Below are 17,081 nucleotides of genomic sequence, written 5' to 3'. Positions count from 1 at the left end.
TCATTTTAGACAAACTGCGCCGTAAACTATTGATATAATAAAGGAATACGGCTCCCAATCTCCGGAATCTGGATTCATGCGCACTTCAAAATGGGTCGCTGTGCTTTATGGGCTGATTGTACTGATCGGCGTCATTATTGCTTTACCCAACTTTTTCACCCAAAAACAACTGGAGGCGATGCCGTCCTGGTTTCCTAAGCGTCAGGTAACATTGGGCCTCGACCTTCGCGGCGGCTCGTATTTGGTACTTGAGATCGACGCGGCCGCGCTCAAAAAAGAGCGCATGCGGTCTCTGCTTGATGACGCTCGCAGCAAGTTGCGCGCCGAGCGTATCCAGCCGCAATCAATTCGTGCAGTTGGTGATTCAATTATCGTCACCATCCCCGATGCTGAGCAGCGCACCAAAGCGGATGCAGCACTTCGCACTTTGATTTCGCAGGTTAATACCAGTGGCTTCGGCACTGCGATCAATGACATTGATGTCACGAGCAATGACAACCAGATCCGACTAAGTCTGACAGAAGCTGGATTTAACTATCGGCTTGATGCAGCTCTCCAGCAAAGCCTTGAGATCATTCGGCAACGCGTTGATCAGGTTGGTGTAGCCGAACCATCAATCCAGCGCGTAGGGTCCGATCGTATCGTCGTGCAGCTCCCCGGCCTTCAAAATCCAGCTGAATTACGCCAGCTCTTGGGCAGCACCGCGAAAATGAGCTTCCATATGGTAGCGGATGTAAATCCCAACGACACACCTCCTCCCGGCGTGTCTATTCTGGAAGATTCTAACGATCCGAACATCAAATATCCAATTGAGGATCAGGTTGCGCTTTCCGGTGAACGCCTGACCGATTCTCGTGCTGGTTTCGATCAGCGCACCAACGAACCAATCGTGTCTTTCCGTTTTGATAGCCTTGGTGCCCGTCAATTTGCTGATATCACGACCAAGAATGTCAATCGACCATTTGCGATTGTACTGGATGACAAAGTGCTTAGCGCTCCGGTTATTCGTGAACCTATTACTGGTGGGTCTGGGCAGATCAGCGGTAGCTTTACCGTGCAGGATACCGTTGTTCTCTCAGCACTCTTGCGCGCAGGCGCGCTTCCTGCTCCGCTGACAGTCATTGAAGAACGCACCGTCGGTCCTGATCTTGGTGGCGATGCGATCAAGATGGGGCTGATCACGGGTATAATCGGCTTTGCGCTTGTTGCCGCATTCATTTTTGTTCTCTACGGCTTTTGGGGCCTTATCGCCAATCTTGCGCTATTGCTCCATACTTTGCTCACCTTTTCAGCACTCAGCCTAATAGGCGCAACCCTCACACTCCCCGGTATTGCGGGTATTATCCTTGGTATCGGTATTGCTGTTGACGCAAATATTCTCATCAACGAACGCATAAGAGAAGAGACCCGAAAAGGTCTAGGTGCGATGCCTGCCTTGGATAAAGGTTTCCACGCGGCGTTCTCGACCATTGTGGATGCGAACGTAACCGCGATGATCTCTACCATATTGCTGTTCATGTTCGGCACTGGCCCGGTCCGTGGATTTGCGATTACCATGATGCTCGGCATTGCAATTTCTATGTTCACTTGTGTGACGCTTGTGCGCATGGTGATGGCGTGGAGTGTGCGGCGCCGCAAACTCAAAGTACTGCATATTGAGCCATTGCTGAAATTCGTTCCAGAAAAGACGAATATTAGCTTCATGAATGCCCGCTTCTACGGGATTGGTATTTCGATTGTTCTTTCAATCGCATCTATCTTCCTGTTCTTTAAGCCGGGCCTTAATTACGGCATCGACTTCAAGGGCGGTATTCAGGCTGAAATTGTCACCTCTCAGCCTGCAGATCTTGCACAACTGCGCCAGAAACTAGGCACTCTCAATTTGGGCGAAGTAGCTCTTCAAAGCGCTGGCAGCCCCAATCATGTTCTGATCCGAATTCAACGGCAGGACGGTGGTGAGGAAGCACAAAGCGTTGCAGTCGCAAAAATGCGCGATGCAGTCACCGAACTTGATCCCGGCGTAAAAATTGAACGCACCGAGGTGGTTGGCCCGAAAGTTTCAGGTGAACTGGCCCGTTCTGGTTTTATCGCTGTAGTTCTCGCTGCACTTGGTATGCTGCTATATCTCTGGTGGCGTTTTGAATGGTTTTTCGCGATGGGTGCCATTGTCACGCTCATACTCGATACAACCAAAATGGTCGGTTTTTTCGCTCTATTGCAGTTAGATTTCAACCTTACCGCTATTGCAGCCCTTCTGACGAGTATTGGCTACTCAGTGAATGACAAAGTGGTGGTTTACGACCGCATGCGTGAAAATCTGCGGCTTTATAAGTCCAAGTCGCTGCGTGAAATCATCGACATGAGTATCAATCAGGTGCTCGTGCGCTGTATTTACACATCGATCACTACATTCCTCTGCATGCTCCCTATGGCTGTCTGGGGCGGAAGTGCGGTGAACAACTTCGCGGTACCGATGCTTTTCGGCATTGTCGTCGCAACCTCTTCTTCGATCTTCATCGCAGCCCCAATCCTGCTCGTATTGGGCGATTGGTGGCAGCATCGCAAAGATGCTCAGAAAGACGCAGAAGAAGAAACCGCATTACAAAAATAACAAACAAGCCGGGCAGAATATTTCTGCCCGGCTTTAAGTTAACTCTCTTACCTTTCGAAACCCCATAGGCCTCGACCGAATGAATTTTTCCGGAGCATTGTGCAAGGGGTTCGACTAAATATGTCAAAGTGAAAGATTTCGTCATTAAAAAGCTTGCAGCCACGGCAAGAGATGCGAAATTATCAAACAAACGAATCCATTGAGTGGAATTCATGCATATGAAACAGATGAAGGTGCGGTGGCCAATTTATGAAAGCTAAGGATTTTTTCTGGCCCGTAATTGGCGTTTGCGCTGTCGCTATATCTGCCTGGCTTCTTTATCGCGAACTACGCAGTATTTCCCTCGATGACGTTATGGACAGCCTATATGCAATTCGTATGCATCAATGGGTTCTGGCCTCCGCTGCTGCTATTCTCGCCTACTCATCGCTTGCTGGCTATGATCGCATTGCATTGCTGCATTTGCGTCGAAAAATTTCGTGGCTTTTCATCGCGCTATGTTCGTTTACCACCTATGCGCTTTCCCATAATATCGGCGCATCGGTCGTTTCTGGAGCCGTTGTGCGCTATCGTGCCTATTCCTCGCAAGGATTGCCCGGTAGCCAGATTGCAGTACTCATTGCCTTCTGCTCTTTCACCTTTGTTTTAGGCGTCGTAATCACGTCAAGCTTGGTCTTGTTACTGGAGCCGCAAATTCTGATGCGGTTTAATGAGGAACTGACCTCCACCGTCGCCATCAGCATTGCTCTGGTCATGCTGGCTTTCATTTTGCTGTATATTTTTGGAAGCTGGCTGCAACTAAAGCCCCTGCAAATCGGCAAGTTTCGCTTGGAATATCCACGTCTGAATGTTGTTTGGCAGCAGCTTATTGTTGCGCCTTTGGAGTTGGTCGGCGCCGCCGGCATCATCTATTTTGCCCTGCCAGAAGCAGGCAATCCGGGCTTCATTATCATCCTTGGAATATTCTTAATCTCATTCTCTGCGGCGCTTATTTCTCATGCACCCGGCGGACTAGGCGTTTTGGAACTGATATTTTTAACCGGACTTCCGGATATGGATCAGGCCGATGTGCTGGCAGCGCTTATAGTCTTTCGCCTTCTTTATCTCCTAATACCTTTTGCTATCTCATTGGTAGTGGTGCTGGTATTTGAAAAATCGCAATTCGTCCTACGCTGGAACAATAAGGAGAAAAGCAAAAAGCCGGAGATTTAAACTCCAGCTTTGCAAATATGCGCCAATTGGACATATCAACCAATAGCGCTAATCAATTCATTCTTAAATCAAATTACCAAAAACCGCGATGCTGCCAGCACCAAAGAAAATTGTGCTGCCCACGTTCACCCCTGCTCCGGCGTCGATTTGCGATTTCTTCGGCGTTCAGCTTCATCTCATTCCAGGGCCGTGCCAAACAAGCGGTCACAGCCAGGAGCGCCTTTTTCGCCCTATCACACACCAACTTCAATTTCCGCATAACATCTTCCCGTAAGTATCAAATCACTCGATTCGATCTCGATATTTGCTAATGATGAATAATAGTTAATTTTTGTAAAGCTTTGGCGTGAAAGTCAATATCCGACATCTGCGATCATAGATTTCAGAGCGAAATATTTTGCGAGCTTCCGCCATCCCACAGGATTTCTTCACAGACCTCACGGTCAGGAGTTGGTCTGATCCGGATTGAGAACAGGTTTGATCCGAACTTTTTCCACATGGCGACCATTCATTGACTCAATCGTGAAATCAAAACCATCAGCTGTAAAATGTTCGCCACCATTAGGTATGTGGCCAAGATGCCATAAGACATACCCGGCAAGGGTTGTATAGCGATCACCTTCATCAACAAGATCACGCTCCAACAGCCCGCTCAGCCGACGAATATCAACAAAACCATCGACCAGATAACCGCCCTCGCCGTCAGCTTCGGCGACCGATGCTACTTCATCCTCATCAGGAAATTCGCCAGCGATTGCCTCCAAAACATCCGTAGGTGTTACAATACCTTCGAAGGAGCCATGCTCATCTACCACAACAGCAAGCTGAATCGTTGAGACACGAAGCTGTTCCATCACCCGAAGAACATTCGCATTCTCATGGACGACCAATGGCTGTTTGATAACCCCATCCCAATCTATTGACTTATTTTCGCTCATGAAAAGAAGCAGATCCTTAACCGGTGCAACCCCCACAAATTCATCGACTTGACGCCGCGCAACAATGACGCGCGAATGGGTTAAGTTGCGAATTGTTTGCTGAATCTCAGCTTCATCTTCATCCAAATCCAACCATTCTATTTCGTTGCGGGGAGACATGATGGAGCGTACGGGGCGCTCTGCAAGATCCAGAACACCGCGGATCATTTCCTTTTCTTCGGGCAAGAAAACGTCAGTAGCGGCCGTTTGTTGAGCAATAACGTCGACCGTATCTGAGAGCGGAAGATCATCTCGACCACCACCAAGCAACCGAAGCACCGCGCCAGCAGTACGCTCGCGCAAATCATAGGTAGTGATCATCTTTTCGCGGTTGCGACGCGCTGTCTGGTTCGCTGCTTCGATAAGTACCGAAAAGCCAATAGCAGCGTAGAGATAGCCCTTAGGAATATGGAACCCAAAGCCTTCCACGATAAGGCTGAAACCAATCATCATAAGAAAGCCAAGGCAGAGAATGACAACGGTTGGATGTTTGTTGACGAAATCCATCAATGGCTTGGACGCCAACATCATCACGCCAATCGCAATAATAACGGCGATCATCATCACCGGCAGATGCTGCACCATTCCCACAGCTGTGATTACACTATCGAGCGAGAACACAGCATCAAGAACCACAATCTGAACGATAACTTGCCAGAAAACTGCATGAACCATCCGCGATCTTTTGGGACCGTGATCCCCCTCAAGCCGCTCATGGAGTTCCATCGTCCCTTTGGCCAAAAGGAATAAACCTCCCGCCAGCATGATGATGTCTCGACCAGAGAAGGAAAGCCCAGCTAATGTTATCAGCGGCTCCGTTAGCGTGACGATCCAGGAAATTGACGCCAAGAGTAGGAGGCGCATCACCAGTGCGAGCGCGAGACCGATAATGCGTGCCCGATTTCGTTGATGAGGTGGCAGCTTATCAGCCAAAATTGCAATGAAAACCAGATTGTCGATCCCCAGAACAATTTCCAGAACCACCAGCGTAACTAGGCCAATCCAGGCATTAGGGTCGGCAATCCAGTCCATGGACCAATCCATGATAAGAGCTCCTATCGAACCAACGAAAAATGCCGATAGCGGAAAGCGCATGAGCTTACGCCAGCGCGCCTCACAGCTGCACAGCTATACAATGTAACTAGCGGAAAAAACCAATAATCAACCGCGCCCAATGCCCCTTTACCGGGCGTGGGACTTCGGGAAGACGAATCGTCAGAATTATCGTCGGGCATAATGCCGATCAATCCTTTTAAAAAGCCGCGGTGGCTTCGTCGTTCACAAAGAATAGAATGCCTACGATGACATATTGAACTTATTATTTACAGAGACATAAGTTTCGCGCAAGCCTTCTATTCAGCAGGCGAAATATCGACGCGCCGTTTGCGTATTCTCCGTGGGCGAGCCTTAAAGTAGCGTATTCCAATCACTGTCGCGATAACGGTCACGACCATGATGCCGACCCCGATCCAGAACATGTGATCACCGTTCAGCTTAGAAAAACTGCCAACCCCGCGTCCTGCAAGCCATCCCGGTAGAAACATCACTGGCGCCCAAACCATGGCCGATAGAACATTTGCCGTTTGGAAACGGGTTTGATCCATCGACATCATCCCTGCAACCATAGGTACTGTGCAGCGAATGGGACCAAAAAAACGCCCGACAAAGACCGCCATAAAACCATAACGACGGAACAATAGACGCGCCCGCGCAACACCACTGCGGTGTTTATTGAGCGGCCATTTATGAATTATGTTGCGCCCCACCCACCAGCCGAGGAAATAGGAAACAATATCACCAATCACGGCACCAATAATTGCACCAATAATAACAGGGATAGGCTCAATAATGCCTGCGCCGATCAATCCACCGATGACGATCATAATTGGCGTAGCCGGAATAAACATTCCGATAATTGCAAGCGATTCGCCAAAAGATATAATGCCTACAATTGGCCCGGCCCATGCCCGATGATCAGAAATAAACTGACCAACATCGCTGATGATACTTTCCATTCCGTCCTCAAATACCGCAAACCGGATTTCGATATAGGCCATCTGGACCTATTCATTTCCAAAAAGGAATCCGATGCATGTTCCCTGTTCAGCCGCATTAAGCGCGTTCAAACACATACAGTATGAAAATATGTTTAGCGAAAAATAATGACCGATCTGGTCAATTCTATGCTCATTATTGCAATAGCTACTGACTGGCGGCGATGCTTAGATCCTGACAAACTGAAATTCAGGGTGCCGAATCGCCGAGCACCGCAAACAATAACGGCTTCAAGTTGACTTCCGCCACCTTCTTGCAATCGAAAGCCTGATCGACAATTGACATTTTCAACGCAATTTCATCGCAATGACTGCGCGTTTGCCAACACAAAAAATACGTCTATATTTTTTGATTTTTTTACGATTGTAGACTGGACAGGCGGGCATAGGACCGGTATAGAACCGCTCACTTCGCTGGGCATAGTTCTTGGTCTAGTAAGTGGGTGATTAGCTCAGTCGGTAGAGCAGCTGACTCTTAATCAGCGGGTCACAGGTTCGATCCCTGTATCACCCACCAACATTTTCAATAAGATACGCTAAATAACGCTGTACCGAAAAATCCATTAAATGCCGCATCGATCAACAAACACGACGCGGCATTAGGAGTTCACGTCAAACGCTAAATCAGTCTCGCCACCACATCGCGCAATGATATTTGCCAATGCGGTGCCGACCAGTTGAAGACTTGCTGGAATTTGGCTGTCGACAAGCACGAGTTCGCCGGGCGTGCGGCCTTAGTCGGATAGTCGGCTGTCGTAATATCCGTAACAACCGCTGTCGGTCCGCCAAGTTGGTTACTTTCACGAAATATGGCGCGTGCAAAGTCGCTCCAGTTCGTGTCGCCCGTACCAGCTAGATGATAGACGCCCCAGACTGAAAAGTCTGATGCTGCCGCCAAATGGTCCGCCACCCGAATAATCGCATCAGCGATATCAAGCGCACTGGTCGGATTGCCCTTCTGGTCAGAAACAACCGAGACAGCATCCCGCGTTTCTGCAAGCTTCAACATCGTCTTGACGAAATTTTTGCCAAAGGGACTATAGACCCACGCCGTCCGTAAGATAATGTGCCGGGCATTGGCTTGCCCCACCAAACGCTCACCTTCAAGCTTGGAACGCCCATAGACGCTATGGGGACCGGTTGCATCCGTTTCGACATAAGCGCCGCCTGCGTCGCCTGCAAAAACATAATCCGTCGAGAGATGGATAACGGGAGCACCACAAGCTTTCGCCGCTTGGGCAACTGCTTCGGCACCAGCGGCATTCACCGCAAAGGCTAGCTCAGGCTCATCCTCAGCCAAATCCACCGCCGTATAAGCGGCAGCGGAGACAACCAGGTCGGGCTTGATTGCTTCAATCGCTCTATGAACCGTTTCGGGCTTTGTCAAATCCAGCTCGGGACGACTCAACGCAATCGCTTCCAGATCGGGACGTTGAGATACTTTCTCAACAAGGCTTCGGACAACCTGCCCTTCCCGTCCTGTGATAACGATTTTCATGCCTTCATCTCTTCAGCTGGCATGCTTCCTAGACGCTCACCAGAATAAGTACCGCTGCGGATCGGCTCCCACCACCACGCATTATCGAGATACCATTGAATGGTTTTTTCCAATCCGGTCTCGAAAGTTTCTTGCGGTTTCCAACCAAGTTCCCGTTCAATCTTGGAAGCGTCAATCGCATAGCGACGGTCATGACCGGGACGATCAGTGACAAACGTGATCAGTTCGCTATAACTCTTACCGTTTGCGCGAGGCCGTTTCTTATCGAGAATAGCACAAATCGTTTCAACCACATTAAGGTTGGTACGCTCCGCACGCCCGCCGATATTATAGCTTTCACCCAATTTGCCCTTCGCCGCAACCAATGCCAATGCACGGGCATGATCCTCAACATAGAGCCAGTCACGCACATTCGCCCCTGCCCCATAAATCGGTAACGGCTTTTCTTCGAGCGCATTTAGAATAACGAGCGGGATCAGTTTTTCCGGGAAATGGAATGGTCCATAATTATTGGAACAATTCGAAAGTACGACTGGTAACCCATAGGTTTCATACCATGCGCGAACCAGATGATCAGAAGCCGCCTTTGAAGCCGAATAAGGCGAGGACGGCTGATAAGGGGTTTCTTCTGTGAAGATACCGCTATCGAAAGGCAAATCGCCGAACACTTCATCCGTCGAAACATGGTGGAAACGAAAAGCCGATTTGCGCGGCTCAGACAGTTCTCGCCAATAAGTGAGCGCCGCATTGAGCAAGCGGAATGTGCCGACAATATTCGTTTCAATAAATGCGCCCGGACCGTCAATCGAACGGTCGACATGACTTTCAGCAGCCAGATGCATGATGACATCTATTTCGTTAGCGCGCAGAGCTTCCAAAACACAAGCATCATCGCATATATCAGCGTGTAGAAAGCTGTAGTTAGCGTGGTTTTCGATTTGGCGAAGAGAAGCTAGATTGCCCGCATAAGTCAACTTATCGAGATTAATAACATTGATCTTCGGATCGGCGGCCAAATGGCGGCATACTGCAGAACCAATGAAACCCGCACCGCCGGTAACAAGAATGTTCATATTATCCCTCAATCAAAAACTTGTGCATCAGCAAAAAGCGGCGCCTTCTGATCCTTGTCAGAGAGCTGGACGCCTGAAGATGGAAAGGGCCAATCAATACCAATAGCAGGATCGTCAAATCGGATCGAACGATCATGTTCAGGAGAGTAATAATCTGTCACCTTATAGATAACTTCCGTATTCTCCTCGAGCGTCATGAAGCCGTGCGCGAAGCCCTTGGGGACCAGAATCTGGTTCCACTTATCGGCTGAGACTTCCAAAGAAACCCACTTCCCGAAACTAGGCGAATTTTTGCGGATATCGACAGCGACATCGAGAATTGCGCCGCGTGTGACGCGAACCAATTTGTCCTGCGCAAACGGAGGTAACTGATAATGAAGCCCGCGTACAACGCCCTTGGCCGCCGAATAAGAATGATTATCTTGAACGAAAGTCAGATCGATACCGGCTTCGCCGAATGCTTTCGCATTATAGGTCTCAGAAAAAAAGCCCCGTTCATCACCAAATTTACGTGGGCTGATTTCAAAAACACCATCTAAACCCAAAGACCGGACTTCCATTTATTCTTTTCCTAGCTCATCAACACGGCGACGAAGATATGCAGCATATTCAGTCTTACCAAGCTTGGCCGCACGTTCAAGCACTGCTTCACTGTCCAACCAGCCTTTATCTAAACCAATCTCTTCTGGGCAAGCTATCTTGATGCCCTGACGTTTTTCAATGGTTCGAACAAATGACGATGCTTCGTGAAGACTGTCATGTGTTCCGGTATCGAGCCAAGCATATCCGCGCCCAAAACGCTGAACGTTCAGTTCGCCACGTTCAAGATAGACATTATTGACCGTGGTAATTTCAAGCTCACCGCGAGCAGATGGTTTAATCGAACTTGCAATATCGACAACTTGATTGTCGTAAAAATAAAGGCCCGTGACAGCCCAATGTGATTTGGGCTTTACCGGCTTTTCTTCAATCGATATTGCCTGCCCTGTTTTGTTATCAAACTCAACAACGCCATAGCGCTGAGGATCGTCTACACGATAAGCAAAAACAGTACCACCTTTCATAGGTTTCGCAGAGAGCTGCGATAGTTCTGAAAGCCCGTCACCAAAATAAATATTATCACCAAGAATCATGGCCACGCTATCATCGCCAATGAACTCTTTTCCGATTATAAATGCTTCAGCCAGCCCGTTCGGATGCGCTTGCTCGGCATATGAGAAATTCACGCCAAAGTCACGTCCATCACCGAGCAGCTTCTGGAATAAAGGCAAATCGTGAGGTGTCGAGATAATTAAAATGTCTTGAATATCCGCGAGCATAAGAACGCTCAGAGGATAGTAGATCATCGGCTTATCGTAGATTGGGAGAATTTGTTTGGAAACAGCGATCGTAAGAGGATAGAGGCGTGTACCACTACCGCCTGCCAAGATTATTCCCTTCATCCAACATTCCTTAAAAAATTTCCAGATGGTAACTATGCCTTTGCATTTTGACCAACATTTGGCGACAATTACGATACTCGAACTTGCAGTGAGATATTATTCAACTAGCTGAACTGCGAACCGATTGTAAACATAGAAACGCAAATATCAGGAGTTCTGCCCCCTTGTGCGCAAACAAGACTGACGATCTTATGACGCCTAAAGTGAGCGGCATAGTCGTCACCTATAATCCAGAACGAAATGCACTGGCAAAACTCCTCAGAGCCATCCAGTCTCAACTCGATCATCTGATCGTAGTAGACAACAGTTCGTCCGATGACTTGTCGGCCTGGCTACACTCTAATTGGAATCAGGTGGAATACATTCCACTCCATGACAATCTCGGCATTGAGAAAGCACAAAATGTCGGCATAAGTCGCGCGCAGGAGCGCAACTCCGAATATGTTTTATTGCTGGACCAAGACAGTATCCCCAGCCCCAATATGGTAAGCGCCTTGCTGAAGGCAATCGAAACAGCTCGCACGGCGGGCGCAAAGATCGCCTGTGCCGGACCAAGATATGACGATCCCAGACAACAAAATCCCGTGCCCTTTATACAAATCAAAAATTTCCGCATTCAACGCCAAAGATGTTCGACTGATACGCCCGTTGTCAACGTCGATTATCTGATCGCTTCGGGTTGCCTGATCCCTCTTGATGTCATCGAGGCCGTGGGAGCTATGCAGGAAGAGCTTTTCATTGATTATGTCGATATCGAATGGGGATTGCGTGCACAGCAACAAGGCTTTAAATCCCTAGGCGTTTGCGCTGCCTTCATGCAACATCAACTCGGGGACAAGCCTATCTATTTCAGAGGTCGATATATACCCGTTCATAGCCCATTGCGGCATTATTATCATTTTAGAAATGCCGTTTGGCTTTACCGTCAATCTTGGCTTCGTAATGACTGGAAGATTGTCGATGGGTTTCGCCTGCTAAGAAAATTTGCCTTCTACAGCTTGATGACCACTCCCCGGCTGGAACATGCAAAGATGATGTCGCTGGGAGTTCTCCACGGACTAAAAGGGCAGATGGGAAAATTCCACGCGAAAAGGGATAATAGGGCGTAAAATCAGAATGAGTATAACACTTTCCATCTGCATTGTTCTTTATAAGCCCAACTCGGAATCCCTGACTAAAACTCTCGATTCTCTTTTGCTGGCTGCCGAAAGACTTCCTTCTGATAACCGAATACAACTATACATTGTAGATAATTCACCAGAACTATCTATTGACAAAGACGGACATTCTGTTTTCTCGGCTATCCCCACAAAAATCATTCACGGGCAAGGTAACGTCGGTTTCGGCCGGGCCAACAACATTGTTTTAGCGAACGCTATCGGCAGATATCATCTTGTCTTAAATCCCGACGTGGAATTAGCACCTTCGGCACTACAGGAAGCTATCAAATTTATGGAGCAGGAGGCACAGTGCGGCCTGCTCACACCGTCTGCGACATATCCCGATGGTCGCAAACAATTTTTGTACAAACAATATCCCAGTCTGCTCGATCTCTTCTTGCGAGGGTTTGCACCCGGTCCTGTGCGAGACTTATTCCACAAACGACTTGAGAAATATGAAATGCGTCAATTCACCGGCGCAGCAGTTTACTGGGATCCGCCCGTCGTCAGTGGCTGCTTCATGTTTTTCCGGGGAGATGTTTTTTCTAGACTAAAAGGCTTCGACCCGCGGTATTTCCTCTATTTTGAGGATTTCGATATTTCACTCAGGGCGGGCCATATTTGCAGCATTGCCTATGTGCCAACAGTTGAGATCGTTCACGAAGGAGGAAACGCAGCCCGTAAAGGCCTCAAACATATTCAACTATTCCTGAAGTCCGCCGGAATATTTTTCCTTACGCACGGGTTAAAGGTGTGGTAAACACGACTACCACACCGTTTTCGGGGCACCACAACCGTACGTCGTTTCGTACTGCCCTATTTCTTTGACAAGTCCATATTGAAGTAAGCTCCGATCCACTGAGAAGGCCAGCGGTGAAGCGCAACCGCTTCTTTAAGCTGGCCTATAAATAATAGTATCAATGCTTTAGCCATTTCAAAGAAATCTGACCTAAAATACTATCTTAAAGCCATATCAATGGCCTGGTCCCTGTGCCCTTTGTCCCTATGCTCTTTCACAAGACGAACTAGATCACTGGCGTTGCAACTAGCGCAGATGCTAATATCCGCCTAGCGTAAACGTTTTCTATGCCGTTCGGGAAAGCAGATCCTTCCGCAGTGCTTCAATTCTTTCAGCACAACGTCGATAGTCTTCATCTTTGAGTCTGCTGTTTCTCTCAGTATCGCACATCAATGCTAATGTATGTGCCCTATCGGTAGCATGAATATAATCACCAATATATTTATTGACCTTTAAGCTTTGCCAATCGGCATTCTCGCGTGTCAGCAATTGCAGCATAAGGTAATAATCTTCCATATACTTATGATCGTCAAAATACGTCACGTTCGATACGTCCACTCGATCCAAATCTATAATGAAACTATGAATTGGCGCGTGATTATCTCTAACAAACTCGTCGTACGAATAACCGTATTCGTAAACTTTTGCCCTATCGATAAAGACCTGTCTTTTTGTCTCGTAGCGCGTAACATAGACACGACCGAATGAAACCGCTTTTCTTGTTTGACGCAACCGATCGATCAACCATTTATAAGCACTCGGAAAAATAAGGTCATCATAATCCAGAAACGCAGCATACCCCGTTTTCAAAGATTTTAGCGCTTCGCTGAGCATCTTAGAGCGCATATCAGATATTCCGTCAGGCGACGTAAATTCCATCACTGTTGGCTGAGAATACGACCCCCAACAGAATTCCGACAAAAGGTCGTTTAGTTCAGCGCGCCGATCTGCGGTCAGATCCTGAGTTGCTATGAGCGGGGAAACATTGCAACCAACCATCGCCAACAAGCAATAGAGCGCATTTCTGAGTTCGTTGAAATCCGCCAAATTGTGAATACGGATAATCGTATTCACCCTAGGGCGTTTGTTCACTTTGGTGGAGCTTGGCCATGTTACAAAACAACGTGCGTCTGTCCTCATTCGGATATTGGAAAATCCGTCATTTAAAACAGAGCTTGGAATGGCAATCATCGGAGATAGATACAGGTTATCCCAATTTGTAGACCCGTTTTCAGTGACTTCCGCAAACGGTCCATCCATACCGTAAGTATTTGGAATTACCGCCGAATTTGATTTTACCGCTGTTCGGAGCATCTTCTCAAGAGTCGTGATCGCAAAAAGACATGGCGCACGGAATTCGATCGTATAATCAGGTTTTCCTTCCAGTGGAACACACTTGCCGACCAGCTTTGATAGACCCGGCGCTGTGGTGGACACAGCCGCTTTTTCAAAGAGAGTTGATTTATTCAGACAGCCAACGAATTTTTCAAAAAGTACTGGATCTGCATCAAGTTTATCGATGACTATTTCGGGTATCGACAGGAGAACCTTTACGTCCGGCCCCAAAGCGGCTTCTTCATTGAAGAGACTAGAATACGGCGTACCTGTAAGCGCACGACCAACTGAATTCAGATAAGCGTAACCATGTCGGGTATCTGGTTCTAAATGAGCGCCTTCCGCCCATTCGTTCCACGCATTGACCAGAACGAAGCGTTCGTCGGTCGACAGATGTTTACGGCTATAATCGATCAAGTTTTCCAACCAACGCTGGAAAACGACCGGTGTGCCGCCATGCAGCATTATACCTTCCACGCCATAGCGAGGGGTATTATCCCACATCGGAACAATAGACCGGAAGTAGGTGTAGTCCTTTGGATCCTTTTGAGCGCTATAAAATTCCGCTACTTCGGGATAAGACAACACGCTGCCCTTCATGAGTAGATATTGCTTCAACCTATCCTTAATGTCGGGGACGCATCCATTCGTCCAGTCATGTAGGACACGTTCAACACCAGCATCCATCCCAAACTCACGCGGATCCGTTGCACCACGTGTGAGGACCGCGACCACGTAAGGTTCTTTGAGACCGGCGGCCTTGCAAGCTTCCCGCCAGATCGCAACATAGTCCTGCGCTGTTTCGATATGAGATGGGCGATATACGAATAATAATGGTCTCCCGTTGCTTTTAATATACCTTTCATCTTTAAAAAATGGGATCAAATAATCGATGAAAGCCTTTGCGTCTTGAGGGGAATAGCTTTGTCCAAGCAATATTTCGCTTTCATTTCCGTCCCAACGTCGAGTCCAATTCTCATTGGCCCAGCAAAAGCAAAAGCGCATCGGAATATCTTTATTCTCTAACAACATCCGCGCCGGTTCTTCAAGGATCATGCGTCCCCCGAACCAGTAGTGATAGAAAACCTGCCCATAGACCCCGGATTTGCGCATTTGCTCGGCCTGCTTGCGCAGAATATCCGGATTATCGAGCATATAGTATCCGCTATCCCTATGCGGGATATGTTGCTGATAATGGCCCTCAAACAACGGATTGGTAGCCCTGACCTTGGTCCACTCCGTGAAGCCTGTCCCATGCCATTCATCATTTTCAGGCGTTGGGTGGAACTGAGGCAAATAATAAGAAAGTACTTTTACGTCAGAGTTTTCCAGTTCGGCAGCGTAGTCTTTCTGGTTCTCAAAATATCGATAATCCTTGATGGAATCCGTTTGATACAAACGAATAAATTCACCATCCGACTGCTCAGCAAATGGGAGAATTAGCCGTTCTAAAGCGTGAGCTATGGTCCCGTCGCTCGGAATTGGCTCCACGGGGAAGTCATCAAACGACAAGGGAAGATTTAAAAACTCGCGCAAGGCAGAACCGCGAGCCCAAAACATAAATCCTTCAGGAAAGGCGATCTGCAAATTTTCATCAAACGAAAACTTTGCATATTTCTCTACCAAATCGCGAGCAATATCAAAATTATCGCCCCATCCATTTGGCGTTTTTACTATTCGCGTCGATTCCTGCGGAAAGACAATCTTAGCACGCTGTTTGAGCAGATTGAGAATCTGTCCGACAGTATAAGTATCATCATCTTTCTTACCAAGCAGTATATTGAATAATTCGTCAGACCAACTTGATAATGAAACGTTATGCGGGCTTTTCTTTGTATGAAAATGACCGATTACATCATATTGGGACAGTCTTTCTCCAAACTGCACAATCATTGGAGCTATATCGCGCCCCCTATTAGGAACTCTCTCAATATAGATATTGCGTAGATTTCCGAGATAAGAAACGCAGTCAGAATGAATTTCCTTGTGATCCTTAAATGTATTAATTGAAATGTATAAATCAAAAGGAACAGGAATATTTTTTAGCCGCTCCAGAATAGTTTCCAGCATATCGATATAGTGCAGATGGACATGAACCGCCAATTGCATGTCTTTATCCACCACCGGCGCCTTTTGGTGTGGATTAGGATCAAGATAATAAGGAACGATATTTAGCCTGCTGCTAGAGCTCGCCTGAGATTGATGTCTCACGGCCCGATCTTTATATCGGCGTATCCTCACCAATAGCCCGCGAATCCCCTCCCGCTGTAACACCCCATAGGCAATGCGCGAGGCGGACCTCATACCTCCCGCGCGCTCAATGAACTGCAAAGGAATAGACAAGATATTGGTCGAGCGCTTCAGTTCGCCTTGTGATAGGGCGGCCTTCTGTGCCGCTCCTCGCGCGCGAATGCGCGCTGGCAATTGTCCCGAAACTGTCCACCAAATAGCCTTTAATCCTCTACGGCCAAACCGGGACGCCCTCGGCATCCGTGACAGGATTGCTCGCAAAGGGGAGGTAAGCCTCCAGCTAGTGCTCGAGACTATCGTATTATACGAGTGTTCAACATTCTTACGCGCCAGAACTTCGTCATTCAATTGCTGTTGAAAACTCTGAGTTCTGCGTCGCTGCATTGTGACATCGTTCCGAGCTTGTTGCAATTCGCTAGCGAGCAAATTGAGTTCGACATCAAGCTGTTCGTTTTTGGCTTGCGCATCGGCCAGCTTATTATGGGCCCGCTCCATTTCATCAGTCAGTTGCGCCAGCTGAGACTGAGCCTCATCGACCTGCGCTTGAAGAAGCTTGGCCTGCTCTAATTCCTCGGTCAGCTGCACAATCCGAGTCCGAGCTTCATCGACCTGTGTCTGCAGAAGCTGGGCTTGCTGCTCAGCCGCGTGGACATGTTGCGCAAAGCCTTCC

Annotated in this window: 13 protein-coding genes and 1 tRNA gene; 6 read left to right on the top strand and 8 right to left on the bottom strand. The window is 48.0% G+C overall.

The genetic code is table 11. From position 1 onward, the window contains the following. Window positions 1-76 precede the first annotated feature (76 nt). Window positions 77-2,611: a protein translocase subunit SecD gene (gene secD / locus C7374_RS04685; RefSeq protein WP_111574452.1), complete on the top strand. Its 2,535-nt coding sequence runs from the start codon at window positions 77-79 to the stop codon at window positions 2,609-2,611. Window positions 2,612-2,860: 249 nt separating this feature from the next. After that, entirely contained in the window at window positions 2,861-3,823 is a 963-nt protein-coding gene (locus C7374_RS04680; RefSeq protein ID WP_111574451.1) for a lysylphosphatidylglycerol synthase domain-containing protein, read from the top strand. A 73-nt stretch (window positions 3,824-3,896) separates the two neighbouring features. On the opposite strand, the gene C7374_RS16355 is transcribed toward C7374_RS04680, so the two are convergent. The 3 genes from C7374_RS16355 to C7374_RS04665 all read right to left on the bottom strand — a co-directional run bounded on the left by C7374_RS16355 (window position 3,897) and on the right by C7374_RS04665 (window position 6,815). Continuing rightward, on the bottom strand, window positions 3,897-4,082 hold the full coding sequence (locus C7374_RS16355) for a hypothetical protein (RefSeq protein WP_111574450.1): 186 nt from the start codon (window positions 4,080-4,082) through the stop codon (window positions 3,897-3,899). A 184-nt stretch (window positions 4,083-4,266) separates the two neighbouring features. Continuing rightward, window positions 4,267-5,844, bottom strand: a complete 1,578-nt coding sequence (locus tag C7374_RS04670; protein ID WP_111574644.1) for a TerC family protein — start codon at window positions 5,842-5,844, stop codon at window positions 4,267-4,269. Window positions 5,845-6,152: 308 nt separating this feature from the next. Then, window positions 6,153-6,815, bottom strand: a complete 663-nt coding sequence (locus tag C7374_RS04665) for a DedA family protein (protein WP_111574643.1) — start codon at window positions 6,813-6,815, stop codon at window positions 6,153-6,155. 480 nt (window positions 6,816-7,295) lie between these two features. Between C7374_RS04665 and C7374_RS04660 the strand changes: the two genes are divergently transcribed. Beyond that, window positions 7,296-7,371: transfer RNA gene (locus C7374_RS04660), tRNA-Lys, on the top strand. A gap of 102 nt (window positions 7,372-7,473) precedes the next feature. On the opposite strand, the gene rfbD is transcribed toward C7374_RS04660, so the two are convergent. The 4 genes from rfbD to rfbA are packed head-to-tail and all read right to left on the bottom strand — an operon-like array spanning window position 7,474 to window position 10,867. After that, window positions 7,474-8,352 (bottom strand): dTDP-4-dehydrorhamnose reductase, encoded by an 879-nt coding sequence (gene rfbD / locus C7374_RS04655; RefSeq protein ID WP_111574449.1) that lies wholly within the window; start codon window positions 8,350-8,352, stop codon window positions 7,474-7,476. Continuing rightward, window positions 8,349-9,425 (bottom strand): dTDP-glucose 4,6-dehydratase, encoded by a 1,077-nt coding sequence (gene rfbB, locus C7374_RS04650; protein WP_111574448.1) that lies wholly within the window; start codon window positions 9,423-9,425, stop codon window positions 8,349-8,351. Before rfbB ends, rfbD begins: the two co-directional genes overlap by 4 nt. Window positions 9,426-9,433: 8 nt before the next feature. Beyond that, window positions 9,434-9,985, bottom strand: a complete 552-nt coding sequence (rfbC, locus tag C7374_RS04645) for a dTDP-4-dehydrorhamnose 3,5-epimerase (protein ID WP_111574447.1) — start codon at window positions 9,983-9,985, stop codon at window positions 9,434-9,436. Further along, complete coding sequence (gene rfbA / locus C7374_RS04640) at window positions 9,986-10,867, bottom strand: glucose-1-phosphate thymidylyltransferase RfbA (protein WP_111574446.1); 882 nt, start codon at window positions 10,865-10,867, stop codon at window positions 9,986-9,988. It abuts the gene before it with no gap. Window positions 10,868-11,058: 191 nt separating this feature from the next. On the opposite strand from rfbA, the gene C7374_RS04635 reads away from it, so the two are divergent. Next, window positions 11,059-11,976, top strand: a complete 918-nt coding sequence (locus C7374_RS04635) for a glycosyltransferase family 2 protein (protein WP_111574445.1) — start codon at window positions 11,059-11,061, stop codon at window positions 11,974-11,976. 7 nt (window positions 11,977-11,983) lie between these two features. Continuing rightward, on the top strand, window positions 11,984-12,787 hold the full coding sequence (locus tag C7374_RS04630) for a glycosyltransferase family 2 protein (RefSeq protein ID WP_111574444.1): 804 nt from the start codon (window positions 11,984-11,986) through the stop codon (window positions 12,785-12,787). Between the two features lie 324 nt (window positions 12,788-13,111). On the opposite strand, the gene C7374_RS04625 is transcribed toward C7374_RS04630, so the two are convergent. After that, complete coding sequence (locus C7374_RS04625) at window positions 13,112-16,585, bottom strand: glycoside hydrolase family 99-like domain-containing protein (RefSeq protein ID WP_245412581.1); 3,474 nt, start codon at window positions 16,583-16,585, stop codon at window positions 13,112-13,114. 135 nt (window positions 16,586-16,720) lie between these two features. Between C7374_RS04625 and C7374_RS16350 the strand changes: the two genes are divergently transcribed. Further along, window positions 16,721-16,978 carry a hypothetical protein gene (locus tag C7374_RS16350; protein WP_245412580.1) on the top strand — a complete coding sequence of 86 codons (258 nt, stop codon included), beginning with the start codon at window positions 16,721-16,723 and terminating at the stop codon, window positions 16,976-16,978. Window positions 16,979-17,081 lie beyond the last annotated feature (103 nt).

The organism is Falsochrobactrum ovis (genome assembly GCF_003259955.1).
In the GTDB taxonomy this organism is placed as follows: Bacteria; Pseudomonadota; Alphaproteobacteria; order Rhizobiales; family Rhizobiaceae; genus Brucella; species Brucella ovis_A.
This window is presented reverse-complemented; position numbering and strand designations above follow the sequence as displayed.

Bases quoted from the DNA above. Each gene is read 5' to 3' on its own strand.
- secD (WP_111574452.1), top strand. From the start codon at position 77: ATGCGCACTTCAAAATGGGTCGCTGTGCTTTATGGGCTGATTGTACTG.
- C7374_RS04680 (WP_111574451.1), top strand. From the start codon at position 2,861: ATGAAAGCTAAGGATTTTTTCTGGCCCGTAATTGGCGTTTGCGCTGTC.
- C7374_RS16355 (WP_111574450.1), bottom strand. From the start codon at position 4,082: ATGCGGAAATTGAAGTTGGTGTGTGATAGGGCGAAAAAGGCGCTCCTG.
- C7374_RS04670 (WP_111574644.1), bottom strand. From the start codon at position 5,844: ATGGATTGGTCCATGGACTGGATTGCCGACCCTAATGCCTGGATTGGC.
- C7374_RS04665 (WP_111574643.1), bottom strand. From the start codon at position 6,815: ATGGAAAGTATCATCAGCGATGTTGGTCAGTTTATTTCTGATCATCGG.
- rfbD (WP_111574449.1), bottom strand. From the start codon at position 8,352: ATGAAAATCGTTATCACAGGACGGGAAGGGCAGGTTGTCCGAAGCCTT.
- rfbB (WP_111574448.1), bottom strand. From the start codon at position 9,425: ATGAACATTCTTGTTACCGGCGGTGCGGGTTTCATTGGTTCTGCAGTA.
- rfbC (WP_111574447.1), bottom strand. From the start codon at position 9,985: ATGGAAGTCCGGTCTTTGGGTTTAGATGGTGTTTTTGAAATCAGCCCA.
- rfbA (WP_111574446.1), bottom strand. From the start codon at position 10,867: ATGAAGGGAATAATCTTGGCAGGCGGTAGTGGTACACGCCTCTATCCT.
- C7374_RS04635 (WP_111574445.1), top strand. From the start codon at position 11,059: ATGACGCCTAAAGTGAGCGGCATAGTCGTCACCTATAATCCAGAACGA.
- C7374_RS04630 (WP_111574444.1), top strand. From the start codon at position 11,984: ATGAGTATAACACTTTCCATCTGCATTGTTCTTTATAAGCCCAACTCG.